General features: G+C 29.9%; 25 protein-coding genes and 1 pseudogene. 21 read left to right on the top strand and 5 right to left on the bottom strand.

Going from position 1 to position 21,457, the window contains the following annotated elements; translation table 11 throughout:
- Positions 1 to 170: 170 nt before the first annotated feature.
- A complete protein-coding gene (gene dnaA, locus BN2665_RS26050; protein WP_055669989.1) occupies positions 171 to 1,526 on the bottom strand; it encodes a chromosomal replication initiator protein DnaA in 1,356 nt (451 codons plus the stop codon).
- Between the two features lie 614 nt (positions 1,527 to 2,140).
- Here dnaA and rpmH point away from each other — a divergent pair.
- From rpmH to BN2665_RS25985, 13 genes are all read left to right on the top strand, one after another.
- Positions 2,141 to 2,275, top strand: coding sequence for a 50S ribosomal protein L34 (gene rpmH, locus BN2665_RS26045; RefSeq protein WP_055669988.1), 135 nt, complete (start codon positions 2,141 to 2,143; stop codon positions 2,273 to 2,275).
- A 56-nt stretch (positions 2,276 to 2,331) separates the two neighbouring features.
- Positions 2,332 to 2,712 (top strand): ribonuclease P protein component, encoded by a 381-nt coding sequence (rnpA, locus tag BN2665_RS26040; protein WP_055669987.1) that lies wholly within the window; start codon positions 2,332 to 2,334, stop codon positions 2,710 to 2,712.
- Positions 2,684 to 2,893 carry a membrane protein insertion efficiency factor YidD gene (gene yidD / locus BN2665_RS26035; protein WP_055669986.1) on the top strand — a complete coding sequence of 70 codons (210 nt, stop codon included), beginning with the start codon at positions 2,684 to 2,686 and terminating at the stop codon, positions 2,891 to 2,893. Before rnpA ends, yidD begins: the two co-directional genes overlap by 29 nt.
- Before the next feature lie 21 nt (positions 2,894 to 2,914).
- Positions 2,915 to 3,649 carry a membrane protein insertase YidC gene (locus BN2665_RS26030; RefSeq protein WP_074042407.1) on the top strand — a complete coding sequence of 245 codons (735 nt, stop codon included), beginning with the start codon at positions 2,915 to 2,917 and terminating at the stop codon, positions 3,647 to 3,649.
- A 156-nt stretch (positions 3,650 to 3,805) separates the two neighbouring features.
- Positions 3,806 to 4,432 (top strand): RNA-binding cell elongation regulator Jag/EloR, encoded by a 627-nt coding sequence (jag, locus tag BN2665_RS26025; RefSeq protein ID WP_055669985.1) that lies wholly within the window; start codon positions 3,806 to 3,808, stop codon positions 4,430 to 4,432.
- Between the two features lie 107 nt (positions 4,433 to 4,539).
- Positions 4,540 to 5,913: a tRNA uridine-5-carboxymethylaminomethyl(34) synthesis GTPase MnmE gene (gene mnmE, locus BN2665_RS26020; protein ID WP_055669984.1), complete on the top strand. Its 1,374-nt coding sequence runs from the start codon at positions 4,540 to 4,542 to the stop codon at positions 5,911 to 5,913.
- 9 nt (positions 5,914 to 5,922) lie between these two features.
- Positions 5,923 to 7,803 (top strand): tRNA uridine-5-carboxymethylaminomethyl(34) synthesis enzyme MnmG, encoded by a 1,881-nt coding sequence (gene mnmG, locus BN2665_RS26015; RefSeq protein ID WP_055669983.1) that lies wholly within the window; start codon positions 5,923 to 5,925, stop codon positions 7,801 to 7,803.
- Between the two features lie 13 nt (positions 7,804 to 7,816).
- Positions 7,817 to 8,536, top strand: coding sequence for a 16S rRNA (guanine(527)-N(7))-methyltransferase RsmG (gene rsmG / locus BN2665_RS26010; RefSeq protein WP_055669982.1), 720 nt, complete (start codon positions 7,817 to 7,819; stop codon positions 8,534 to 8,536).
- 122 nt (positions 8,537 to 8,658) lie between these two features.
- Entirely contained in the window at positions 8,659 to 9,438 is a 780-nt protein-coding gene (gene noc / locus BN2665_RS26005; protein WP_055669981.1) for a nucleoid occlusion protein, read from the top strand.
- 324 nt (positions 9,439 to 9,762) lie between these two features.
- Positions 9,763 to 10,527 carry a ParA family protein gene (locus tag BN2665_RS26000; RefSeq protein ID WP_055669980.1) on the top strand — a complete coding sequence of 255 codons (765 nt, stop codon included), beginning with the start codon at positions 9,763 to 9,765 and terminating at the stop codon, positions 10,525 to 10,527.
- Between the two features lie 7 nt (positions 10,528 to 10,534).
- Positions 10,535 to 11,380, top strand: a complete 846-nt coding sequence (locus BN2665_RS25995) for a ParB/RepB/Spo0J family partition protein (protein ID WP_055669979.1) — start codon at positions 10,535 to 10,537, stop codon at positions 11,378 to 11,380.
- Positions 11,381 to 11,435: 55 nt separating this feature from the next.
- Positions 11,436 to 11,933: a DUF4446 family protein gene (locus BN2665_RS25990; RefSeq protein WP_055669978.1), complete on the top strand. Its 498-nt coding sequence runs from the start codon at positions 11,436 to 11,438 to the stop codon at positions 11,931 to 11,933.
- Between the two features lie 59 nt (positions 11,934 to 11,992).
- On the top strand, positions 11,993 to 12,244 hold the full coding sequence (locus tag BN2665_RS25985; RefSeq protein ID WP_055669977.1) for a YkuS family protein: 252 nt from the start codon (positions 11,993 to 11,995) through the stop codon (positions 12,242 to 12,244).
- Here BN2665_RS25985 and yyaC read toward each other — a convergent pair.
- From yyaC to BN2665_RS25965, 4 genes are all read right to left on the bottom strand, one after another.
- Positions 12,241 to 12,837 carry a spore protease YyaC gene (yyaC, locus tag BN2665_RS25980; protein WP_055669976.1) on the bottom strand — a complete coding sequence of 199 codons (597 nt, stop codon included), beginning with the start codon at positions 12,835 to 12,837 and terminating at the stop codon, positions 12,241 to 12,243. The two genes, BN2665_RS25985 and yyaC, sit on opposite strands and share 4 nt — an antisense overlap.
- 59 nt (positions 12,838 to 12,896) lie before the next feature.
- Positions 12,897 to 13,946, bottom strand: a complete 1,050-nt coding sequence (gene ytvI, locus BN2665_RS25975; protein WP_055669975.1) for a sporulation integral membrane protein YtvI — start codon at positions 13,944 to 13,946, stop codon at positions 12,897 to 12,899.
- A 1-nt stretch (position 13,947) separates the two neighbouring features.
- Positions 13,948 to 15,102 carry an aminotransferase class V-fold PLP-dependent enzyme gene (locus BN2665_RS25970; protein WP_055669974.1) on the bottom strand — a complete coding sequence of 385 codons (1,155 nt, stop codon included), beginning with the start codon at positions 15,100 to 15,102 and terminating at the stop codon, positions 13,948 to 13,950.
- Between the two features lie 67 nt (positions 15,103 to 15,169).
- Positions 15,170 to 15,796 (bottom strand): LysE family translocator, encoded by a 627-nt coding sequence (locus BN2665_RS25965; protein WP_055669973.1) that lies wholly within the window; start codon positions 15,794 to 15,796, stop codon positions 15,170 to 15,172.
- 209 nt (positions 15,797 to 16,005) lie between these two features.
- On the opposite strand from BN2665_RS25965, the gene BN2665_RS25960 reads away from it, so the two are divergent.
- From BN2665_RS25960 to BN2665_RS25925, 8 genes and pseudogenes are all read left to right on the top strand, one after another.
- Positions 16,006 to 16,260: a putative Se/S carrier protein gene (locus BN2665_RS25960; RefSeq protein ID WP_055669972.1), complete on the top strand. Its 255-nt coding sequence runs from the start codon at positions 16,006 to 16,008 to the stop codon at positions 16,258 to 16,260.
- A 24-nt stretch (positions 16,261 to 16,284) separates the two neighbouring features.
- A complete protein-coding gene (locus BN2665_RS25955; protein ID WP_423229888.1) occupies positions 16,285 to 17,163 on the top strand; it encodes a mechanosensitive ion channel family protein in 879 nt (292 codons plus the stop codon).
- A gap of 14 nt (positions 17,164 to 17,177) precedes the next feature.
- Complete coding sequence (locus tag BN2665_RS25950; RefSeq protein ID WP_055669970.1) at positions 17,178 to 17,390, top strand: DUF951 domain-containing protein; 213 nt, start codon at positions 17,178 to 17,180, stop codon at positions 17,388 to 17,390.
- A 118-nt stretch (positions 17,391 to 17,508) separates the two neighbouring features.
- Complete coding sequence (gene rpsF, locus BN2665_RS25945) at positions 17,509 to 17,796, top strand: 30S ribosomal protein S6 (protein WP_055669969.1); 288 nt, start codon at positions 17,509 to 17,511, stop codon at positions 17,794 to 17,796.
- A gap of 13 nt (positions 17,797 to 17,809) precedes the next feature.
- Positions 17,810 to 18,127 (top strand): annotated as a pseudogene (locus BN2665_RS25940) (single-stranded DNA-binding protein); the annotation flags it as partial.
- 168 nt (positions 18,128 to 18,295) lie between these two features.
- Positions 18,296 to 18,550 carry a 30S ribosomal protein S18 gene (gene rpsR, locus BN2665_RS25935; RefSeq protein ID WP_055669967.1) on the top strand — a complete coding sequence of 85 codons (255 nt, stop codon included), beginning with the start codon at positions 18,296 to 18,298 and terminating at the stop codon, positions 18,548 to 18,550.
- A 434-nt stretch (positions 18,551 to 18,984) separates the two neighbouring features.
- A complete protein-coding gene (locus BN2665_RS25930; RefSeq protein ID WP_055669966.1) occupies positions 18,985 to 20,859 on the top strand; it encodes a HAMP domain-containing sensor histidine kinase in 1,875 nt (624 codons plus the stop codon).
- Positions 20,852 to 21,442 (top strand): response regulator, encoded by a 591-nt coding sequence (locus BN2665_RS25925; protein WP_055669965.1) that lies wholly within the window; start codon positions 20,852 to 20,854, stop codon positions 21,440 to 21,442. The genes BN2665_RS25930 and BN2665_RS25925 overlap by 8 nt, the downstream gene beginning before the upstream one ends.
- Positions 21,443 to 21,457: the final 15 nt, after the last annotated feature.

Genomic DNA, 21,457 nt, shown 5'->3' with positions numbered 1-21,457 from the left:
TGTTAATTTGTTGATAAGTGACTTAACCCCTGATTAAAAGCCAATATTTGAACAAAAATAATTGTGGATAAGTATGTAATTTTTAAATTAGCTTATCCACATTATTAAATAAATTAGCTTTCTTATATTTTATCCACAGTTAATCCTTATATAATTATGTACAGGTGTTATTATTTTTGAGTCAATTTCTTTGTTATATCATTAATGGCATTCTGTAAAGCCTCATCAGACTTTAAGCTTTGTGAAATTTTTTCATATGCGTGTATTACTGTGGTGTGATCCCTTCCCCCAAATTCTTCACCTATTTTCGGTAAAGACATATCAGTTAATTTTCTGCATAGATACATAGCTATTTGCCTTGGATATGCAACGTTTCTAGTTCTCCTTTGAGACTTAAAGTCTTCAATTCTTAAGTTATAGTAACTTCCTACTACATCTTGAATTGTTTCTATGGTTACATGTTTCGCCTGCTTGTTAGAAATGATATCCTTTAGTGCTTCAGAGGCAAGATCCACTGTTATTTCACTATTGGTTAGTGAAGAATAAGCTACAATTCTAATTAATGCTCCTTCAAGCTCTCTAATATTAGATTTAATTTTTGTGGCTATATAAACCATAACATCATTAGCTATATTTAATTTTTCAACATCTGCCTTTTTCTTTAATATAGCTATTCTTGTTTCAAAATCAGGAGGCTGAATGTCTGCTATTAAACCCCATTCAAATCTAGATCTAAGCCTATCCTCTAAAGTAGGTATTTCTTTAGGTGGTCTATCACTAGAAAGGATTATTTGCTTATTTGCCTCATGCAATGCATTAAATGTATGGAAAAATTCTTCTTGAGTTCTTTCCTTGCCAGCAATAAATTGTATGTCATCTATTAATAGCACATCTACATTTCTATATTTGTTTCTAAATTCTACATTTTTATCATCTTTTATAGAGTTTATTAGTTCGTTAGTAAATTTTTCCGATGAAACATACACTACTTTGGCCTTTGGATTATTTTGTAATATGTAATGACCTATTGCATGCATTAAGTGAGTTTTACCAAGTCCAACACCACCATATATAAATAAAGGATTGTACGCCCTAGCTGGAGATTCAGCTACAGCTAATGAAGCAGCATGGGCAAACCTATTACTATTACCTATAACAAAAGAGTTAAAAGTATATTTAGGATTAAGAGTGGCAGACATTTCATCACTTACAGATAAGTTATTTTTTTGAATTTGTTTTACGGTATCTTTTTTTATTTCTTCCTCTATTTGATCCTCAGATAAAATTAAGAATTCAATATTATACTTTTTTGAACATATTAATTTTATTGCGTTTATTAATAGATCTTTATACTTGGTTTCAAGGATTTCTTTAGTGAAAATATTAGGAACACCTAATTTTATGGTATCTTCACTAATGGATATTGGCTCTGCACTTTTTATCCAAGTATTAAAACTCACTTCTGTAAGTTCACCTTTTAGTATGTTTAAGGTTTTTTCCCATATTTCTTTAAGTTGGGCATTCATTTTTTATCCTCCAGTCAATATATATTGATAAACATCTTCTTATTTTTAATACTAGGTATAATAAAGAAGAGTTTAAGCATTATTAAACTTAGGTAAATATGTATAAAAAAATTTTTATTAACATCATTTTAACAGATTTATAAACATCATTAAATTGTATTGACATATGTAAGTAAAATTATTCACATGTTTATAACTTTGTTTATAACTATAGTTAAATAAATTTTACTAACATTGTGGAAAACTAATTATAAACATAATTAGTAGTTGTATAAAAGCCTGAAAAAGGATAAAAATAAAAAGAGTGAATAAAATTAATATAGAATTAAACAAGTTATACACAAAATAATCCACAGCTGTGGATAACTTTAAGTGTTGAAAAAATTATTCACAATTCTTTTTTATAATATCATAAAGAAATACAGCTATTCAATAACTTATCCACAAAAAGTTTAATAAATAAAAAAATTATCAACAAGTTCATCAATTATATGTTCTTGACATTAATATTAGGTACATATATAATTATAAAGTAAAACCTTAATTACAAGGTATAATAAGATAGTAAGAAAATTGCTATACATAATAAGCACGCTAAAGGGGGTGTATTGCACATGTTTATGACATACCAACCTAAAAAAAGACAAAGAAAAAAAGAGCATGGATTCAGAAAAAGAATGAGCACTCTATCTGGAAGAAATGTTCTCAAGAGAAGAAGACAAAAAGGTAGAAAAAGATTGACAGCATAAGGGCCGCTTTAGTGGCCTTTTTCTGCAATTGCAGGAAAAAAGGAGCTTAGTTTTGCATGAAAGGCGATAGATTAAGAAAAAATATTGAATTTAGAACCGTTTATAGGAGAGGCAGATCTTTTTCAAATGACTTGTTAGTATTATATGTTTATAGAAACAATAGGAATATTAATTCGGATGGGGAATACATAAATAAAGTAGGGATATCAGTAAGCAAAAAAGTCGGTAAGAGTGTAATTAGAAGTAAAGTAAAAAGATTGATTAGTGAAAGCTATAGGTTAAACAGTAAAGGTTTAAAAAAAGGGTATGATTTTGTTTTTGTTGCTAGAGTTGCTTTAAAAGATAAGAGTTATAGAGAGGTAGAAACCTCAATGATGAATATATTTAAAAAGGCAGGTCTATATAATAATGAAAATAATCCTAATAACCTTAGTTAAATTTTATAGAAAATGCATTTCGCCTCTTAAACCACCAACATGCAGATTCTATCCCACATGTTCACAATATGCATTAGAAGCTTTAGAAAAATATGGTGCTTTCAAGGGAAGCATATTAGCGATAAAGAGAATATTAAAATGTCATCCTTTTCATGAAGGCGGATATGATCCACTTAAATAAAAGTGTCGGGAGGTTTGAAGTTTGGAGCTACTAAGACAGGGCTTAAGCCAATTTTTCGAATTTGTTCATAACTTGATTAAATTTGTAGTAGCGGATAATCCTAATGTATCTTATGGATTAGCTATTATCTTGTTTACAATTATAATTAGAGTAATTTTGTTACCTTTAAATATAAAGCAAACTAGATCTCAAGTTAAGATGCAAGAAATTCAGCCAGAAATACAAAAATTACAGACCAAGTATAAAAATGATCCTCAAAAAGCTCAGCAAGAGATGAGTAAGATTTATAAAGAAAATGGGGTAAGTCCACTAAGTGGATGTCTGCCTTTATTAATACAAATGCCTATATTATTTGCATTGTATTATGTATTCTATAACTTACCTAATATAGATGGTGTTAAGTTTTTATGGTTACCAAATTTAGCGGCTAAAGATCCTTATTTTATACTGCCAGTACTATCTTTTGCTACTACTTATATTTCATCTAGTATGGTGGCTGCAAAGAATAAGGATAATCCTCAAGCTAAGAGTATGTCTAGTATGAACATAATGATGGCTGGAATGATGGGATTTATGAGTATAAACTTTAAGTCAGCTTTAGTATTATATTGGGTAGTTAACAATTTAATTCAAATAGCTCAAACATATATAATGAAAAGATTAGAAGAAAATAAAAAGTCAGAGTTAAATGGGGCTATTGCAAAGGAAGTTAGCTCTGATGTAGATGAAAAAAAGAATAGAAAAAATAATAAGTAACGATTATTTTTTTACTATACAAATTTTATATTGAAAAGGTCCATTAATCAAAAAAAGTAGCGCCTACTTTTTTGTAAATTAATCTAGAATGGATTTTTTCTTTATAATATAATAATGAACAGTTTATCTATTGCTAAAAAGGTGGGTGAATAGGGTATGAAAATAATTGAAATGACTGGTAAGACCGTAGAGGATGCAGTAAGAAATGCTGCTAGAGAGTTAAATGTTTCTGAAGATAGGTTAGAAGTTCAGGTTTTAGAAGAGGGTAGCAAAGGCTTATTTAAATTAATTGGAGCAAAACCTGCAAGAGTAAAAGTAATATTAAAAAGGGACTACATAAATGAAGCTAAGACTTTTTTGCGTGATGTATTAACAGCTATGGGAATTAGAGCTGAAATAAAGATAAAAGAAGAGAATAGTGTTATAAATATATCTCTAGCAGGTCCTAACATGGGTTTAGTAATAGGATATAGGGGGGAGACCCTGGATTCTTTACAATACTTAATAAGCCTTGTAATTAATAAAGGTCATGAAACGGAATATAAGAGAGTAATTCTTGATACTGAGAACTATAGATTAAAGAGAGAAGAGACATTAAAGAGGTTAGCTGACAAGACTGCTTATAAGGTTAAAAAATCAGGAAGAAGTTTTAAGCTTGAGCCTATGAATCCTTATGAAAGAAGAATAATTCATTCAGCTCTTCAAAATCATCCTTATATAAACACCTATAGTGAAGGAGAAGAACCTTTTAGAAGAGTTGTAGTAGATTTAAAGAAAGCCTAGAAGGCTTTCTTTTTAAATTTATACTTTTATTTTTTATATTAATATTGTAAAATAAAAACTAATGCAATTGATAATAATTATTAAATATTATCCAAGGAGGAAAGTTCATGAAGGAATTTGATACTATAGCTGCTATCGCTACAGCTGTAGGGGAAAGTGGAATATCCATAATCAGAGTATCAGGTAGTAATGCATTAAATATAGTTAGCTCAATATTTACTGGAAAAGATCATCGAGATTTAAAGGACATAAAACCTTATACTATGAGGTACGGGCATATAATTGATAAAGAAACCTCAGAAAAAATAGATGAAGTATTAGTAAGCTATATGAAAGGGCCAAAAAGTTTTACTGCAGAGGATTCTGTTGAAATAAATTGTCATGGTGGAATTATATCTACCAATAGGGTGCTAGAACAAACTATAAAGGCTGGAGCAAGGATAGCTGAGCCTGGAGAATTCACTAAGAGAGCCTTTTTAAATGGAAGGATTGATTTAAGTCAAGCAGAGGCTGTAATTGATCTTATAAGAGCAAAGACCGAGTTGTCCATGAAATCAGCGTTAATGCAAAGTGAAGGCAGAATTTCCAAGGAAATAAATTCTTTAAGAAATAAATTATTGGGGACAATTGCTCATATAGAAGCTACTGTAGACTTTCCTGAAGAGGATCTAGAAGAAATTACATCCAACAGAGTAATAAATAATTTAGAAGAAATATTAAAAGATATAGAACATCTTTTAAATACAGCTAATGAGGGGAAAATACTAAGAGAAGGGTTAAATATAGTTATTATAGGAAAACCAAATGTTGGTAAATCTTCTCTTTTAAATGCATTGCTAATGGAAAAAAGAGCAATTGTAACAGATGTACCTGGTACTACTAGAGATGTAATTGAAGAATATATAAATCTTGATGGAATTCCTGTAAAGATAGTAGATACAGCGGGAATAAGAGAGACGGAAGATGTAGTAGAAAAGATAGGGGTTGAAAAATCTAAAGAAAAAATTAATGAAGCAGATTTAATTATTCTTATGTTAGATTTAAGTAGGGAGTTAGATTCGGAAGATAAAGAAATTATAGAATATATTAAAGATAAAAAATATATAGTTTTACTTAATAAGACGGATTTAATCAGAAAACTACAGAATGAGAGCATAAAGGATTTAAAGAATATTATTGAGATTTCTGCTAAAACTGGTATTGGAATAGAACAGTTAAAATTAAAAGTAAAGGATTTATTTTTCTCAGGGGAAATAAAGACTACTGAAGTTATAATAACGAATTCAAGACATAAGGAAGCTTTGTATAGAGCTAAAGAAAGATGTGCAGCTGCCTTATATACCTTGACTAGTGGTATATCCATTGATCTTGCTTCTATAGACGTAAGAAGTGCTTGGATTCATTTAGGAGAAATCACTGGGGAAACTTTAGATGAAGATATAATAGATAAAATATTTTCAGAATTTTGTATTGGAAAGTAGGTGTATACTATGAAATACCTAAGAGGGGAATATGATGTAGTTGTTATAGGTGGAGGGCATGCTGGTTGCGAAGCAGCCTTAGCTGCTGCAAGAATGGGATGCAAAACACTAATGGCTACTATGAACTTAGATAGTATAGCATTAATGCCTTGTAATCCTAATATTGGAGGAACTGCAAAAGGACATTTAGTCAAAGAGATAGATGCCTTAGGTGGAGAGATGGCTATAAATATAGACCATACCTTTATACAATCAAGAATGTTAAATACATCTAAGGGACCAGCTGTACATTCATTAAGAGCTCAAGCTGATAAGAAGAAATATCAAGAAAGAATGAAACATGTATTAGAGCTACAAGAAAATTTAGATGTTAAACAGGTAGAGGTTGTAGATATAGAGGTAGAAGCTGGAAGAGTTAAAGGAATTGTTGCAAGGACAGGAGCATATTTTACAGCGAAAACTATTGTTATAGCTACAGGAGTATATTTAAGAGGCAGAATAATAATGGGAGATGTTAATTACAGTGGTGGACCTAATGGTTTAGCTCCTTCAATGGAATTAACTGATTGTTTATTAAAGTTAGGTTTTAACTTAAGAAGATTTAAGACAGGTACTCCAGCTAGGGTTAATAGAGGTTCCGTAGATTTTGGCAAGATGACAGAGCAAAAGGGAGATGAAAAAATAATTCCATTCTCCTTTATGAGCGATAATATAGATAGAGAACAGGTTTCATGCTATTTAACTTATACTAATGAAAACACCCATAATATAATAAGGGAAAATATTCATAGATCTCCTATGTATAATGGATCTATAGAAGGAGTAGGACCAAGGTATTGTCCTTCCATAGAAGATAAAATAATGAGATTTCCAGATAAAATTCAGCATCAAATCTTTGTAGAGCCTGAAGGAGAGGATACAGAGGAAATGTATGTTCAAGGGCTGTCTAGTTCCTTGCCAGAGGATGTCCAAATAGCCATGATAAAAACTGTTACAGGACTAGAGGAGGTAGAAGTTATGAGAACGGGCTATGCTATAGAATATGACAGCATAGATCCTTTAGAATTAAAACCTTCATTAGAGCTTAAAAAAGTTAATGGATTATTTGGAGCGGGTCAACTAAATGGTACTTCAGGTTACGAAGAAGCTGCAGCACAAGGAATTATTGCAGGAATTAATGCAGCTTTAATGGTACAAGAAAAAGAGCCAGTAATATTAACAAGATCTGATGGATATATTGGTGTGCTTATAGATGATTTGGTAACTAAAGGGACTAATGAGCCCTACAGGATGATGACTTCCAGAGCAGAGTATAGACTTATATTAAGACAAGATAATGCAGATTTGAGGTTGACAGATATTGGATATGACATAGGATTAGTTTCACAAGAAAGATATAATAGATACAAAAAAAGAAAAGAATTAATTGAGAATGAAGTTGAAAGGATCAAGAGTCTTCAAATAACTAATAAAAAAGAAATTAATGAATTTCTTCTTAATTTAAATTCTGCAGAGCTAAAGAAACCTATTAGTTTCTACGAATTAATAAAGAGACCAGAATTAGATTATTTTAATACTAAGGAATTAGATTCTGAAAGAACAGATTTACCATTGGATGTACAAGAACAAGTTAACATTATATCGAAATATGAGGGATATATAGAAAAACAAATGGAGCAAGTAAATCAATTTAAAAAGTTTGAAAAGAAACTAATCCCTGAGAATTTAGATTATAATGAAGTAAAGGGATTAAGGATAGAAGCTATACAAAAATTAAATAATATAAGACCTATAAGTCTCGGTCAGGCCTCTAGAATATCTGGAGTATCACCAGCAGATATATCTGTTTTATTAATATATCTTGAACATAAATATAAAAAAGAAGATTAAGTTGGAGGAAAAAATGATTTACTATGATTTACTTGAAAAAGCCTCTAAGGATGTAGGAGTCCAATTCAACGAAGATAAATATAATAAGTTTATTTTATATAAGGATTTACTAAAAGAGTGGAATGAAAAAATTAATCTTACAGCTATTACTGAAGATGAAGAAATAATTAAAAAGCATTTTATAGATTGCATTAAAGCATTCAAGTTTAATGAATTTTTAAAAGAAAAATCTATAATCGATGTAGGAACAGGAGCAGGTTTTCCGGGAATACCTTTGGGCATAATGAAGGAAGACTTGCATATAACTCTACTAGATTCCTTAAATAAGAGAATAAATTTTTTAAATGATATTATAAATAAGCTTTATTTGAAAAATTTTAGCACTATTCATGGTAGGGCTGAGGACTTAGCAAGAAAAAATGGCTATAGAGAAAATTTTGATATTGCTACCTCAAGAGCTGTTGCAAATATGAGTGTGCTATCTGAGTTTTGTTTACCTTATGTTAAGGTAGGTGGACATTTTGTTGCTTTAAAAGGTCCTGCGGTGGAAGACGAATTATCTGATGCTAAAAATGCCATAGCAATTCTAGGTGGTAAGTTGCTTGATGTGATTAAGGTAGATATTGAAGATAGCGATTTAAAGCATAATTTAGTCATAGTGGAAAAAATAAAAAAGTCACCAGATGTATATCCAAGGAAAGCAGGTACCATTACTAAAAAGCCTATTAAATAAATTTTAATATCTGTAATTTTATGATATAATTTGTAGTATGATTTTTGTATAAAAAAAGAGGAATTTTACTACTTATAGAGAATTGTTAATAAAAGGAAATTGAGTAAGGGATGGTAGTATATATGCAAGAAAGTATAACTTACATAGCTCCAGATATGATACTTCCAAATTTATATCAACCAAGAAAGTTTTTTGATGAGGAAGCTATAGATGAGTTAGCGCAATCTATAAAAGCTTATGGAATAATTCAACCTTTATCTGTAAGAAGAATGAGTAATGAGAGATATGAACTAGTAGCAGGGGAAAGAAGACTCAGAGCTGCAAAAAAGTTAGGATTAAAAGAGGTGCCAGCTATAATAGTGGATATAACAGATAAAGAGTCCGCAGCTATAGCTTTACTGGAAAACCTGCAAAGAGAAGATTTGAATTATATGGAAGAGGCTGAAGCCTATTTTAACTTAATAAAAGAACATGGCTATACGCAAGAGCAGTTAGCAGAAGTAATTGGAAAGAAACAATCCACTATCGCTAATAAGTTGAGATTGCTAAAGCTATCTCATGAGGTAAGAACAAAATTATTAGAGAACAAATTAACTGAAAGGCATGCTAGAGCTTTATTGAAACTTCCTGATGAAGCTTTACAAATTAAAATATTAGAAGTAGTAATTAAAAAATCTTTAAATGTTAAAAAAACTGAGGAACTTGTAGAAAAAGAATTATTAAGGTTAAGCAAGGATGAAGTTGCTGCAGATGGCAAAAAAAGAATTAAGGGTATTTTTTCACCTAAGGTATATATAAATACCATAAAGCAGGTTTTTGATAAGTATGGAATTAGTGCTCAGTATAATTCTAAGGATTTGGAAGATTCAATTCAGGTTACTATAACTATACCTAAAAAGTAAATATGTTTCACGTGAAACATTTAATAATATAGCAATATTATTTATTTTAAAGTGCATGGAAACTTTCTATGTGCTTTTTATTTTGCACTTTTTAAAAATAAAAGTAAAAAAACGATAATATTCATATAACTTTTTAAATTTCAATATTTTTCACTTTAATTATGCTCTATATAAAGATATAATATTATTAGGCATCTTAAAAAAGCAACTACTAAAATATATTATATATGAATATAGTTATCAGTTATTTAAGGAAGATGCTTTATGTGGAAGGAGGTGGAACACTCTAATTTTTACTAAGTCAATTATGAATTAGAGTACACTATGAAAATTATATGCATTTTTAATCAAAAGGGTGGAGTTGGAAAGACTACTACTAATATTAATCTATGCGCTTATTTAGCTTTAGAAGGATACAAGGTGCTTGCTTTAGATATTGATCCACAAGGTAATACAACTAGTGGACTAGGAATTGACAAAAAAAGCTTGCAGAATTCTATATATGATGTATTAACCTCAGATGTTCCTTTGGAAGAAGTTATAATAGAATCTGAGCTTGTAAAGGGATTATACATAGCGCCATCTACTATGGAGTTAGCTGGAGCAGAAGTTGAACTTATTGAAAGAAAGAATAGAGAGAATATTTTAAAGAAAAAACTTGCTGACATAAGAGATAAGTTTGACTTTGTTTTTATTGATTGTCCTCCATCCTTAGGATTTTTAACAATTAATGCTTTAACTGCCTCCAATTCGGTACTTATACCTATACAGTGCGAATTTTATGCATTAGAAGGAGTAGGACAACTAGTTAACACAGTTCAGCTGGTAAAAAAGTCTCTCAATAAGGATTTGGATATTGAGGGAGTAATAATGAGTATGTATGACGGCAGAACTAATTTGTCAAACGAAGTTGTTTCTGAAGTGAAAAAGTATTTTAAGGATAAAGTATATGAAACTACCATCCCAAGAAATATACGATTAGCGGAGGCACCAAGTTTTGGACTACCTATTATGCTATATGATGATAGATGCAAAGGTGCGGAAGCTTATGAAGAATTATATAAAGAATTTTTAAAGAGACAGGAGTGAGATTGCATTGAGTAAAAAATTTGGACTTGGAAAGGGGTTAGGGGCATTAATTCCAGAAGAAGAGAAAAGTGAAGAAACAAAAGGAAACTTAATTTCTATAAATTTGATTAAGCCTAATGTGGATCAACCAAGAAAAGAGTTTGATAAGGAAAAAATAATGAACTTAGCAAATTCTATAAAAGAACATGGAATTATTCAGCCCTTAATATTAAAAAAGCAGAATGAAAGTTATGTTATTGTAGCTGGAGAAAGAAGATGGAGAGCAGCCAAAGAAATTGGAATAAAAGAGATACCCGCTATAGTAATGGAATTAACAGATAAGCAAGTTTTGGAGATATCACTTATAGAAAATATACAAAGGGAAGATTTAAATCCTATAGAGGAAGCTAAAGCTTATAAGAAATTACTTGAGGATTTTGATTTAACTCAAGAGGAACTAAGCACTAAGATTGGAAAATCAAGAGTTGCCATTACTAATACCTTAAGGTTATTAAATTTAGATGAAATGGTTCAACAATTTTTAATAGAAGGAATAATTACAGAGGGCCATGGCAGAGCTTTGCTAGCATTACCAAATTTAAATATGCAGCATGAAATATGCAAAAAAATAATAGATGAGAATTTAAGCGTTAGGGACACTGAAAGAGTTATAAAAAATTTATTAAATCCCCAAAGTAAAGAAGATAAGAAGAAAGTAGAAACACAACCTTATTTAAATGATGTAAAGTCAAAGCTAGAAAACCATTTTGGTACTAAGGTAGTGATTAATGCAAAGAAGAATAGAGGTAAAATTGAAATAGAATATTATTCTAATGATGACCTACAACGTATTTTAGATATAATAAATTTGTAAATGTTTCACGTGAAACATTTGTATTCAGTATAATAGAGAGGGGAATAAAAGTAAATTGCAGAATATATATGATATAATAGTAAAATTTCAACCTTATCTAATCCTTGGCCTAATAGTTATTATTATAATCTTATTAATTTTAATAGCAGTATTATTTAGAAGTACTAGCAATCTTGAAAAAAGATATAGAAAGTTTATGAGAGGTGTTAATAATAAGAATGTAGAGGAATTAATAATTGGATATATGGACAAGGTGGATGAAGCAAATAAAAATACCTTAGAAATGAAACAACTCTTTGAAAAGCTAGATTTGAGAGTAAAAGATTGCGTTCAAAAGGTATCAATGATGAGATATAAGGCTTTTGATGATGTAGGTAGTGATTTAAGCTTTTCTATTGCTTTATTAAATGATAAAAATGATGGAGTAGTAATAACAGGTATCTATGGAAGAAATGAGAGTACAACCTATGCCAAGCCTATAGATAAAGGAATTTCAAGATATGATTTATCAGAAGAAGAATTGCATGTGTTAGCTGAAGCTATGAATAAATAGCTCTATTGTATAAAAAACCTCCTTTAAGGCAAAAATATTTGCTAAAAGGAGGTTTTGTTATGAAAGTATTTGTAGATAAAGATTTAGAACATATTAAGGAGCAGCTTATAGAAAGAGGTCACGAGATAACAAATGACAAATCAGAACCTTGTGATGCTATTTTATGTATGTTAAAAGAAAATAATAGTTCAATATCAAACCTTCAAAATAGTTTTAAAAAAGAGGGGACATTGATCATAGATTGTGGAAGTAAAAGCATAGATGATATAGAATATATTATAAATAGTAGGGTTTACAATTCTATATTTTAGTTTTGTAATTCTATCTCAGAACTTGAAGGTATTGAGGATTTTCTACCACCTATAGATTTTAAGACAGAATGATAAATTCCCTTTGATATAGTTTCTGCCAGCTGCATAACAGTAAAGAGTCTAGTGTTTTGTAGTACCATAAATTCTAAGGCACCGGAAATGTTAACTATGCCTGTAATACTAAGATCTCCAACAGGAGGAAGGTCTTTATTCATAGCGGATCCAGGATGCAGAGGCTTTCTTTCAATCATTATCTTTCCTACATTTTGAATATTTCCAAGACAAGCATCTATAGCTATAATAAATGGATCATTATAATTTGAATTAATTATTTCTAAAGTATCTCTTAAATTTTTAGCATGTACGGGATTTTCAAGGTTTCCATAAAGGGCCACCTTATTTCTTATTAAAAACTTTAATTTGTCACCTACTAGTGGACCAAGACTATCTCCTGTAGAGCGATCTGTTCCAATGCAGAGAAATACAATAGGACGATTAGCTTTTAAAGCTTGACTTATTTCATAACTTAATACATCTCGAATTTTAAAAGGTGAATCTTTACTTAGACAGTCAAAAATAAATTTTTCATTCATTAAAGAAAAACCTCCTTTTCTGGAATTATGTCCAAAAAGGAGGTTTTTATACTGTAGAATTATAAAACTTCGGCTTTTTTTAATATATTATAAAAAACCACTAGAAACATACAAAATATCATTCCTGATACACCATTTGCCTTTAAGCCTATAAATATTGCAGCTAAAACAGCTACGGGGTCAAGACCTAAAGAGGTAGACATAATTTTAGGTTCTATTATTTGCCTTGAGATAAATACTAGACAATATAATATTATTAGACCAATAGCAGTAAAGTAATTGTGTGCTAAAAAGTTAATAATTATAAGAGGAATGTAAACCATAGGCATACCTAGAACAGGTAATAAATCTAAAAGAGCACATAATAAGCTTAAAATTACTGCATAATCAACTCTTAATATTAAAAAACCAAACAATGTAATTAAAAAAGTTATAAATATTACAAAAGTATAAGAAACAATATAATTTCCTAACATCTTTTTTGAATGAATAAAAATATGTCTTGCCTTTTGTCCATTGTTATTAGTAAATATATTTATTTTAAAATCTGAAGAAGAAAGTCTTTTGGTAAAAAAGTAAGTTGAAATTAGAGTGAAAATTATTACCATACCTATATATGGAATAGAACTTAAAACACTTATTAAATAAGTTACTATAGATGTACCAATGTTAACAGTAGAATTTACTATAGTAGAAATAGAGTTTAAAATTGAGTTTTTAATAGACGCTAAAATTGTAGGATCTAAATTATTAAAATTGTCCTGAAGTTTAGTAAGAAAGTCTAATATTAAACCATAGTTATTATTGATATATAATTGTATACCTTTTGTAAATCTTATGAGCTCACTAGTAAGAGAAGAAATTATAAAATATACTAATGTAACTATTACACTAAAAAAAACTATAGTAGTTAATAAAGAGGCTAAGGACTCTTTACATTTTATTTTCTTAGCCAAGAACTTAGTAGGCTCTCTTAGTATGTAGGCAAAAATAATTGCTAGTACAAAGGGTAGTGTATAAGTCAAAGTTTTAAAAAATAAAAGAAAAGTAATGGTATAAACTAAAAAGAAAATTAGTAACTTGCTTATTTTATCTTGAAAATTCTCCATATCAAATCCCCCTTAATATATTATGTAAACTATCTATAGTATATTTAATTTCTTCTTTAGTATTAAAGTATCCAATGCTAAACCTTAAAGTGCCTATGGGATAGGAACCTATAGTTTTATGTGCTAAAGGAGCACAATGTAAACCAGTTCTAGTCATAACACCATATTGGCTGTCTAAAAGATAGGATACTTCCGCAGAGTCTCTGTGGTTAAAATTTATAGAAATAGTAGAAGTGCGCAGTTCAACATTTGTAGAACCATAAAAAATGATATCCTTCATATTTAAGAGACTGTCTATAAAATATTTAGTTAGACTATCTTCATGATCTCTTATAGCTTTTAATCCTTCTTTTTCTATAAATTTAATGCCTTCAAGTAATCCGGCTATACCAGGAGTATTTAATGTTCCACTTTCGAATTTATCAGGCAGAAAATCAGGCTGAGTTATTTGAGAAGAAAGACTGCCTGTTCCCCCAACTATATAAGGAATTGACAAGTTATTTAATTCATCATCTATTAAAAAGCCACCTATGCCTTGAGGTCCTAATAAAGATTTATGTCCAGTAAAAGCTAGAGCGTTACAATTTAAATCATTAAAATCTACTTCTAAGGAGCCAGCAGTTTGAGCGGAGTCAATTATAAAGTATACTCCCTTATTTCTACAAATTTCTCCAATTTCATATAACGGTTGAATGGAGCCATTTACATTAGAGGCGTGAGATAAAACTACAAGCTTTGTATTCTGCCTTATTTTAGACTTAAAATCATCTAAATCAATAAAACCTTCCTCTGAGCATTGAATTACATCAATATCTATATTCATGGTTTCTTTTAGCTGAAAAATGGGTCGCAATACAGAATTATGTTCCATAGAAGATATTATTATATGCCAATTATTTTTTACAATACTTTTAATAAGTACATTTAGGGAATAGGTTATATTAGGCATAAAAATTACATTTTCTGGTTTATGGAAATTGAATAAATCACATATTCTCTCACGACAATTATAAACTATCCTACTTCCCTCCAAAGCATTATTATAGCTGCCCCTTCCTGGATTAGAGCCAATGTTAGTCATGTAATTTACTACTGCATCTACAACACTAGATGGTTTAGGAAAAGAAGTAGCTGCATTATCTAAGTATATCTTCATTATCACCGTTGCCTTATTATCAACGGTTTCACCTGCCTTTCAATTTAGTTTAATAACAACATAAAAATTAAGATAAAAATTGATAAATTCCATATATTACAAAACCAAAGCTTAAAACTAATAATATATATTTTAGAATTAATGAGGTTTTATTTGAAGTTTTATTATTAAGCATTTTTATACCCTTTAGGGCAAGGTAATTAAGTAGAGCAAACCAGCTTATCATACCTATTATTAAGGATAAAATAAAAATGCAGTAATAAGTTACTCCTATATTTCTCCAAACATTTAGTATGGTTCCTGTTAGAGCGATCCATAGAGCCGGAGTCATGGGGTTTAAAAAGGTTATTAAAAATCCTGTAGAAAAAGCATTAAAAGAAAATTCTTTTTGCTTACCGTTTCTTTCATTAGAAAATATAGAAAAAATCATTAAAAGTATTCCAGAAATTATCCAAAAAACTCCTTCAGTTTTTCTGCTTTTTAAAAAAATAGCAGATAGTCCAAAGTTTATTAAAATCATACAACTTATATCCGCTGTAATAGCACCTAATGAAACCTTAAATCCTTCGTAAAAGTTAAAAGCTATTGTTCTTTTAATAGATTCAATACCGGAAGGTCCAAGTGGTATACAAATAGTTATGCCGGTAGTAAAACCAGAAAATATAGCCTTAAACAAGTCTGGTATGTTTAGCATAAAATTAACTCCCTTAAATATAGATATTAAATAAAATTTACATATAATTTAATCATATATTTAGAATAACAAAACTATTAAACATAAACAATATATTAAAGTATTATTGCTTTAAATCCCTATAAAAATAGTTTATACTATAGCTTAGTTAGGATAATTCTAATAAAGAAAGGGGAGAAGATTCTACATATCTATTGTAGAAATTACATATGAATAAATACTATTTGATGATTTTTAAAAACACCCATGATGCCATTGAAGGTGAAAGGGTATTAAAAGGTAACAATGTTAATATAACTATTATGCCTACACCTACTTATATAACTCAAAGCTGTGGTATATGTATTAAATTTGGAGAAGAAGAATTAAACAAAATAAAGGATTTAATAAGTGAAAATAAGGTTATTTATAAGAATATTTACTATAGAGATGAGAATTCAGTAAAAGAGATTATTTTTGATTAATTTTAGGGGGTATTTATGAGCATTTTGAATTCTTTGTTTACTCTTAAGCTTGATTTTGAAAAAGGATATTTAGAGATTGGTAAATTTAGAATAACCATGGATCAGATTAATGGCTTTTTTTTAAAGATACTTAATCTACTATTAATAATAGTTGCCATGTATCTATTTATAAGAATAGGTACGAGAATTATAGATAAGTCCATGAAAAAGCAAAGTAAGCTAAAAATATCTTTAGATGAAAAAAAAGCTAATACTTTAGCGGCCTTACTAAAGAGCATATTAAGATATACTGTTTACTTTTTTGGTATCGCTGCTATATTAACACAAATATTTGGAACTATAAGCTTAACTTTTGCTAGTATTGGTGGAGTCGCCATAGGCTTTGGTGCTCAGAATCTAGTTAAAGACGTTATAAATGGTTTTTTTATTCTATTTGAAGACCAATTTGCTGTAGGAGACTATATACACATAGGTGATAAGGGTGGCATCGTAGAGAGCATAGGATTAAGACTTACTAAGCTTAAGGATTTTAATGGAGATATTAATATAATTCCTAATGGATTAATAAATCAAGTTACTAATCATTCAAGAAGTGATATGAGAATATTAGTGGATGTAGATGTAGCTTATGAGGAAGATATAGATAGAGTTATAGAGGTAATAAGTGAAGTTTGCGAGAAATTTAAGGATAATGAAAATATAGTAGAGGGACCTAAGGTATTAGGAGTTACTTCATTAAAGGAGTCGGGGGTAACCGTAAGAGTTTTTGGAAGAGCAAAAGCTATGACTCAATGGGAATGCGAAAATAGCTTGAGAGTAGAAATTAAAAAAGCTTTAGACAAGGCAAGGATAGAAATTCCTTATCCTAGGAGGAAGATAATTAATGTCAATAAAAATGATTAGAAAGGATATTTATTATGCAAAAGGTGTTTTATTTAGGTGACATAGTACAAATGAAAAAGCAGCATCCTTGTGGAAGCTATGAATGGGAGATAATTAGACTAGGTGCAGATATAAAGATAAAATGTACTGGATGTGGAAGGTTGGTAATGCTTCCAAGGCAAAAGTTTGAAAAAGATGTTAAGAAAATTATAAAGCAAAATGGACCTAAGAATAATGCTGAAAATTAAAAAGTGTAATAATTTAAAATTTAGCTTGCTTTTAATCTTATAAACTGATAAAATATATTGATGTAATCCCTGCTGTGAAATTCACAGCCGTTAGTCCGAGGGGAGGAGGTGAATTGTGATGAGAAAGTATGAAACTATATTCATATTACACCCATCATTAGAAGAAGAGGCTGTTAAAGCTGCTATCGAAAAATTTAAAGGTGTAATAGAAAATGGTGGTGGAGTAGTAGATAACGTTGACTTTTGGGGTAAGAGAAAACTTGCTTACGAAATCAAAAAAGTTAACGAAGGCTTCTATACTCTTGTAAACTTCAGTGCTAACCCTGAATTACCAAAAGAGTTAGATAGAATTTTCAGAATTACTGATGGAGTTATAAGACACATCATTGTTAAGGAAGAAAAATAAGGTGGTGCTTTAAATGAACAAAGTAGTTCTTATAGGAAGATTAACAAAAGATCCAGAGTTGAAGTTTACACCTGGAGCTGGAACTGCAGTTGCCACCGTAACCTTGGCGGTTGATAGAAGATTTTCTAAAGATGGTCAAAGGGAGGCGGACTTTATCTCCGTAGTAATATGGGGTAAACAAGCTGAAACTACTGCTAATTACATGAGCAAAGGAAAACTTATGGGTGTTAGTGGTAGAATCCAAACAAGGTCTTATGACGCAAAGGACGGCACTAAGAGATATGTTACCGAAGTAGTAGCAGAAGAAGTCCAATTCCTTGAGTGGGGAAATGGAGCTGGTTCTGGAGCTAATAAGAGTGCTGGCTTTAGTGGCGGTTCTGGATATGGTGTGCCAAACGAACCAAGTTTTGGAGGTATGCCCTATGATGAGGATATGACTCCTGTAGATGATGGAGATATCCCATTTTAATTCTAACTTTAAAGGTAAGGAGGGAAAATCATGAGCAAAGACAGAGAAGTTAAAAAAGGCGGCGGAAGAATGAAGAGAGCTAAGAGAAAAGTTTGCTCTTTCTGTATGGATAAAGCTGAATTTATAGATTACAAAGATATAAATAAGCTAAGAAAGTACGTAACTGAAAGAGGAAAGATTCTTCCAAGAAGAATTTCTGGAGCTTGTGCTAAGCATCAAAGAGAATTAACAGATGCAGTAAAAAGAGCAAGGAATATTGCTTTATTGCCATTCACAACAGAATAATAAATCTGTTTACATAAAGAATCAAAATTCTAGTAGAATTTTGATTCTTTTTTTTATAAAAAATTCTAGTATTTTTTCTACATTAGCATATAGCTGTCTAAAGAAAAATATCAGACATATTGGGAGTTATAAAGACAAGTTATTGCTTATTTGCTTAGGGATATGTGGCTTTTTTTTACTTTATCATGAATATGTATCATTGAACAAATAAATAGAAATACCTATACTTAAAGGTGAGAAGTAGAGTGTATAGTCAGTCGTGATATTTCTAATTATAGAGGTATAGGGAAACATTACGAAAACTTAACTTATACATGTTGCAAAATGGTATATTTAAGCCATCTTGGTGCATGTATAAGTTTTAGTTGAAGTTGTTTCCCTATCACGGCTTAAGTTTATTAAAAAATAAATTTGATATTATAAGGAGAATTAATATGATTAAGACCCTTAAAGGAAAGATCACATTAGTATATCTCACATTAGTAATTACTATAGGAATAGTAGGAATATGCTCTGTTATGAACCTTTACAATTTAAAAAATTCCATAGATGGACTTATGACAGATAATTATAAAAGTATAAATGCTTCTAATAATATGGCGGAGGCTTTAGAAAAGCAGGACTTAGTTATTATATCAAGTATATATGCAAACAATCAAAAGGCCATAGATGAATTTTATAAAGAAAGTGATGAATTCTTTAAATGGTATAACATTGAAGCTAATAATATAACTGAAAGCGGAGAACGAGATTTAGTAAATCAACTAGGTAAACAATATTTAGAATATGTAAAAAGATTTTCTCAGCTGCAGATTACAAGAAGTAACTATGATTTAAATCAAGCTATAGATTACTATAACAAAGAGGTTATACAAGCTACACTGGATATAAGAAAAACATTAAATGATTTAATCAAGTTAAATGAAAGCTCTATGTTAATAAGTAAAGATAGAGTTACTAATTATGCTGAAGATTCCATGTATATAGTACTTGCCCTATCCGTATTTGCAGTAATTAGCGGCTTTGTTTTCTCAAGATACTACATTAACAAAACCTTAAAACCTATCTCTCTATTAACAGATACCATAAAAAGAGTTAAAGAGGGAGATTTAAATCAAGAGGCCCCAGTAATATCTCAGGATGAAATAGGCATAATGGCACAGGAATTTAATAAGATGACTAAGCGACTGTATGAGTTTGAAAGAAGTACCTTAGGAAAGATAATACAAGAAAGAAACAAAACCTTAGCTATAGTAAAAAGTTCCTCTACGCCTTTAATAGTTCTAGATACCAATTATAAAATACTTTTGTTAAATAATGCTTTTGAGAATTTCTTTGCAATTGAAGAAAAAGAGGTTATAAATAGACATTTCTTAGAAGCTGTGAGAGATGGAGAGATTTTTGATTATATAACTACAGCCTGCAAGGATATAAATGAATTAAATCAGCATAAAGAAAAAATAATTAAGATTAAAAATAAAGATGAGAATTATTATTTTAATGTGGTGGTAACTCCTGTTTCAGATAGTGTAAATGCATTAAAGATAAGCGGAGTAGTGGTACTGTTCCAAGATGTAACAGGATTAAAAGAATTAGAGAACATGAAAACTGAATTTGTATCAACGGTATCTCATGAATTTAAAACACCTTTGACATCTCTTATGATAGGAACCAGTATGCTTAAAGATGAAGGATTAGGTGAACTGAATGATAAACAAAAAGAGATAATCGATACTATAAATGATGATTTAAATAAGTTGCTATCTTTAGTTAATGATTTATTAAGACTTTCTAAAATAGAGCACGATAAATCTATATTTAGTATGAACTATTGCAATGTTAAAACTATAATTCAAGGCTCTGTTAAAGAATTTTTAAATCAAGCAGAAAGTAAAAAAATTGACTTATATTATGATATTGATAAGGATTTACCACAGGTATACGGTGATGCTGAAAAGCTTACTTGGGTTATAAATAACTTGATATCTAATGCACTAAGATATACTAATCAGGGTGATGAGATATTTATACGCTCCTATAAATCAGATAGAAGGATATATATATCTGTAAAAGACAGCGGTATAGGAATTCCCGAAGAGTACTTAGATAAAGTATTTGAAAAGTTTATACAGATAAAGTCTAGTGATGGGGAGTCTAAAGGCACAGGGCTAGGGTTAGCCATAGCAAAGCAAATCATTGAAATTCATAAAGGTGAAATATGGTGTGAAAGTGCCCTTGGAGAAGGTAGTGAGTTTATTATATCTTTACCTATTCCAGATAAAAATGAAGGAGAGAAAGAATATGAGTAAAGTACTGGTAGTAGATGATACTAAAAATATTAGAATGATGCTGACTACATGTTTAGAATTAGAAGGTTATGAGGTTATACAAGCAAGAGATGCCAATGAAGCACTAGATATTTTTAATAGAGAGACCATAGAATTAGCGTTTTTTGATATAAAAATGCCAGAGATTAGTGGTACGGAGCTATTAAGGCGCATAAGAACAAATGGCATTGTTATTCCCGTTATTATAATGACGGCTTTTGCTACAGTTAAAAATGCCATAGAATGCACTAAGCTTGGAGCAGTGGCTTATTTACAAAAGCCATTCACATCAGAAAAAGTAAAAAATGTATTGAAGGAAATAAGTAATATTACAGAAGATAAAGAAAATATAAAGTACTACTTAAAATTAAGTCAGGATCTAATAGATACTGGAAAGCTTGAGGATGCTCTTAATATATTAAAAAAAGCTCTTTCTATGGAGCCAACTAAAGGTGAAATATATTATAACTTAGGAAAGGTCTATGAGTTAAGCGGAAATAAAGAACAAGCACAGAAGTTTTATGAAACTTCAGAGGTTTTTGGATATCTACATGCATCGAACTGACCAAAAGGAGGTGTT

Origin of the sequence: Desnuesiella massiliensis, from assembly GCF_001403615.1 — a bacterium.
In the GTDB taxonomy this organism is placed as follows: Bacteria; Bacillota; Clostridia; order Clostridiales; family Clostridiaceae; genus Desnuesiella; species Desnuesiella massiliensis.
The sequence above is the reverse complement of the archived record's forward strand: the minus strand, read 5'-3'. Positions and strand labels throughout refer to the sequence as shown.

Bases quoted from the DNA above. Each gene is read 5' to 3' on its own strand.
- dnaA (WP_055669989.1), bottom strand. From the start codon at position 1,526: ATGAATGCCCAACTTAAAGAAATATGGGAAAAAACCTTAAACATACTA.
- rpmH (WP_055669988.1), top strand. From the start codon at position 2,141: ATGTTTATGACATACCAACCTAAAAAAAGACAAAGAAAAAAAGAGCAT.
- rnpA (WP_055669987.1), top strand. From the start codon at position 2,332: ATGAAAGGCGATAGATTAAGAAAAAATATTGAATTTAGAACCGTTTAT.
- yidD (WP_055669986.1), top strand. From the start codon at position 2,684: ATGAAAATAATCCTAATAACCTTAGTTAAATTTTATAGAAAATGCATT.
- jag (WP_055669985.1), top strand. From the start codon at position 3,806: ATGAAAATAATTGAAATGACTGGTAAGACCGTAGAGGATGCAGTAAGA.
- mnmE (WP_055669984.1), top strand. From the start codon at position 4,540: ATGAAGGAATTTGATACTATAGCTGCTATCGCTACAGCTGTAGGGGAA.
- mnmG (WP_055669983.1), top strand. From the start codon at position 5,923: ATGAAATACCTAAGAGGGGAATATGATGTAGTTGTTATAGGTGGAGGG.
- rsmG (WP_055669982.1), top strand. From the start codon at position 7,817: ATGATTTACTATGATTTACTTGAAAAAGCCTCTAAGGATGTAGGAGTC.
- noc (WP_055669981.1), top strand. From the start codon at position 8,659: ATGCAAGAAAGTATAACTTACATAGCTCCAGATATGATACTTCCAAAT.
- BN2665_RS26000 (WP_055669980.1), top strand. From the start codon at position 9,763: ATGAAAATTATATGCATTTTTAATCAAAAGGGTGGAGTTGGAAAGACT.
- BN2665_RS25985 (WP_055669977.1), top strand. From the start codon at position 11,993: ATGAAAGTATTTGTAGATAAAGATTTAGAACATATTAAGGAGCAGCTT.
- yyaC (WP_055669976.1), bottom strand. From the start codon at position 12,837: ATGAATGAAAAATTTATTTTTGACTGTCTAAGTAAAGATTCACCTTTT.
- ytvI (WP_055669975.1), bottom strand. From the start codon at position 13,946: ATGGAGAATTTTCAAGATAAAATAAGCAAGTTACTAATTTTCTTTTTA.
- BN2665_RS25970 (WP_055669974.1), bottom strand. From the start codon at position 15,102: ATGAAGATATACTTAGATAATGCAGCTACTTCTTTTCCTAAACCATCT.
- BN2665_RS25965 (WP_055669973.1), bottom strand. From the start codon at position 15,796: ATGCTAAACATACCAGACTTGTTTAAGGCTATATTTTCTGGTTTTACT.
- BN2665_RS25960 (WP_055669972.1), top strand. From the start codon at position 16,006: ATGAATAAATACTATTTGATGATTTTTAAAAACACCCATGATGCCATT.
- BN2665_RS25950 (WP_055669970.1), top strand. From the start codon at position 17,178: ATGCAAAAGGTGTTTTATTTAGGTGACATAGTACAAATGAAAAAGCAG.
- rpsF (WP_055669969.1), top strand. From the start codon at position 17,509: ATGAGAAAGTATGAAACTATATTCATATTACACCCATCATTAGAAGAA.
- rpsR (WP_055669967.1), top strand. From the start codon at position 18,296: ATGAGCAAAGACAGAGAAGTTAAAAAAGGCGGCGGAAGAATGAAGAGA.
- BN2665_RS25930 (WP_055669966.1), top strand. From the start codon at position 18,985: ATGATTAAGACCCTTAAAGGAAAGATCACATTAGTATATCTCACATTA.
- BN2665_RS25925 (WP_055669965.1), top strand. From the start codon at position 20,852: ATGAGTAAAGTACTGGTAGTAGATGATACTAAAAATATTAGAATGATG.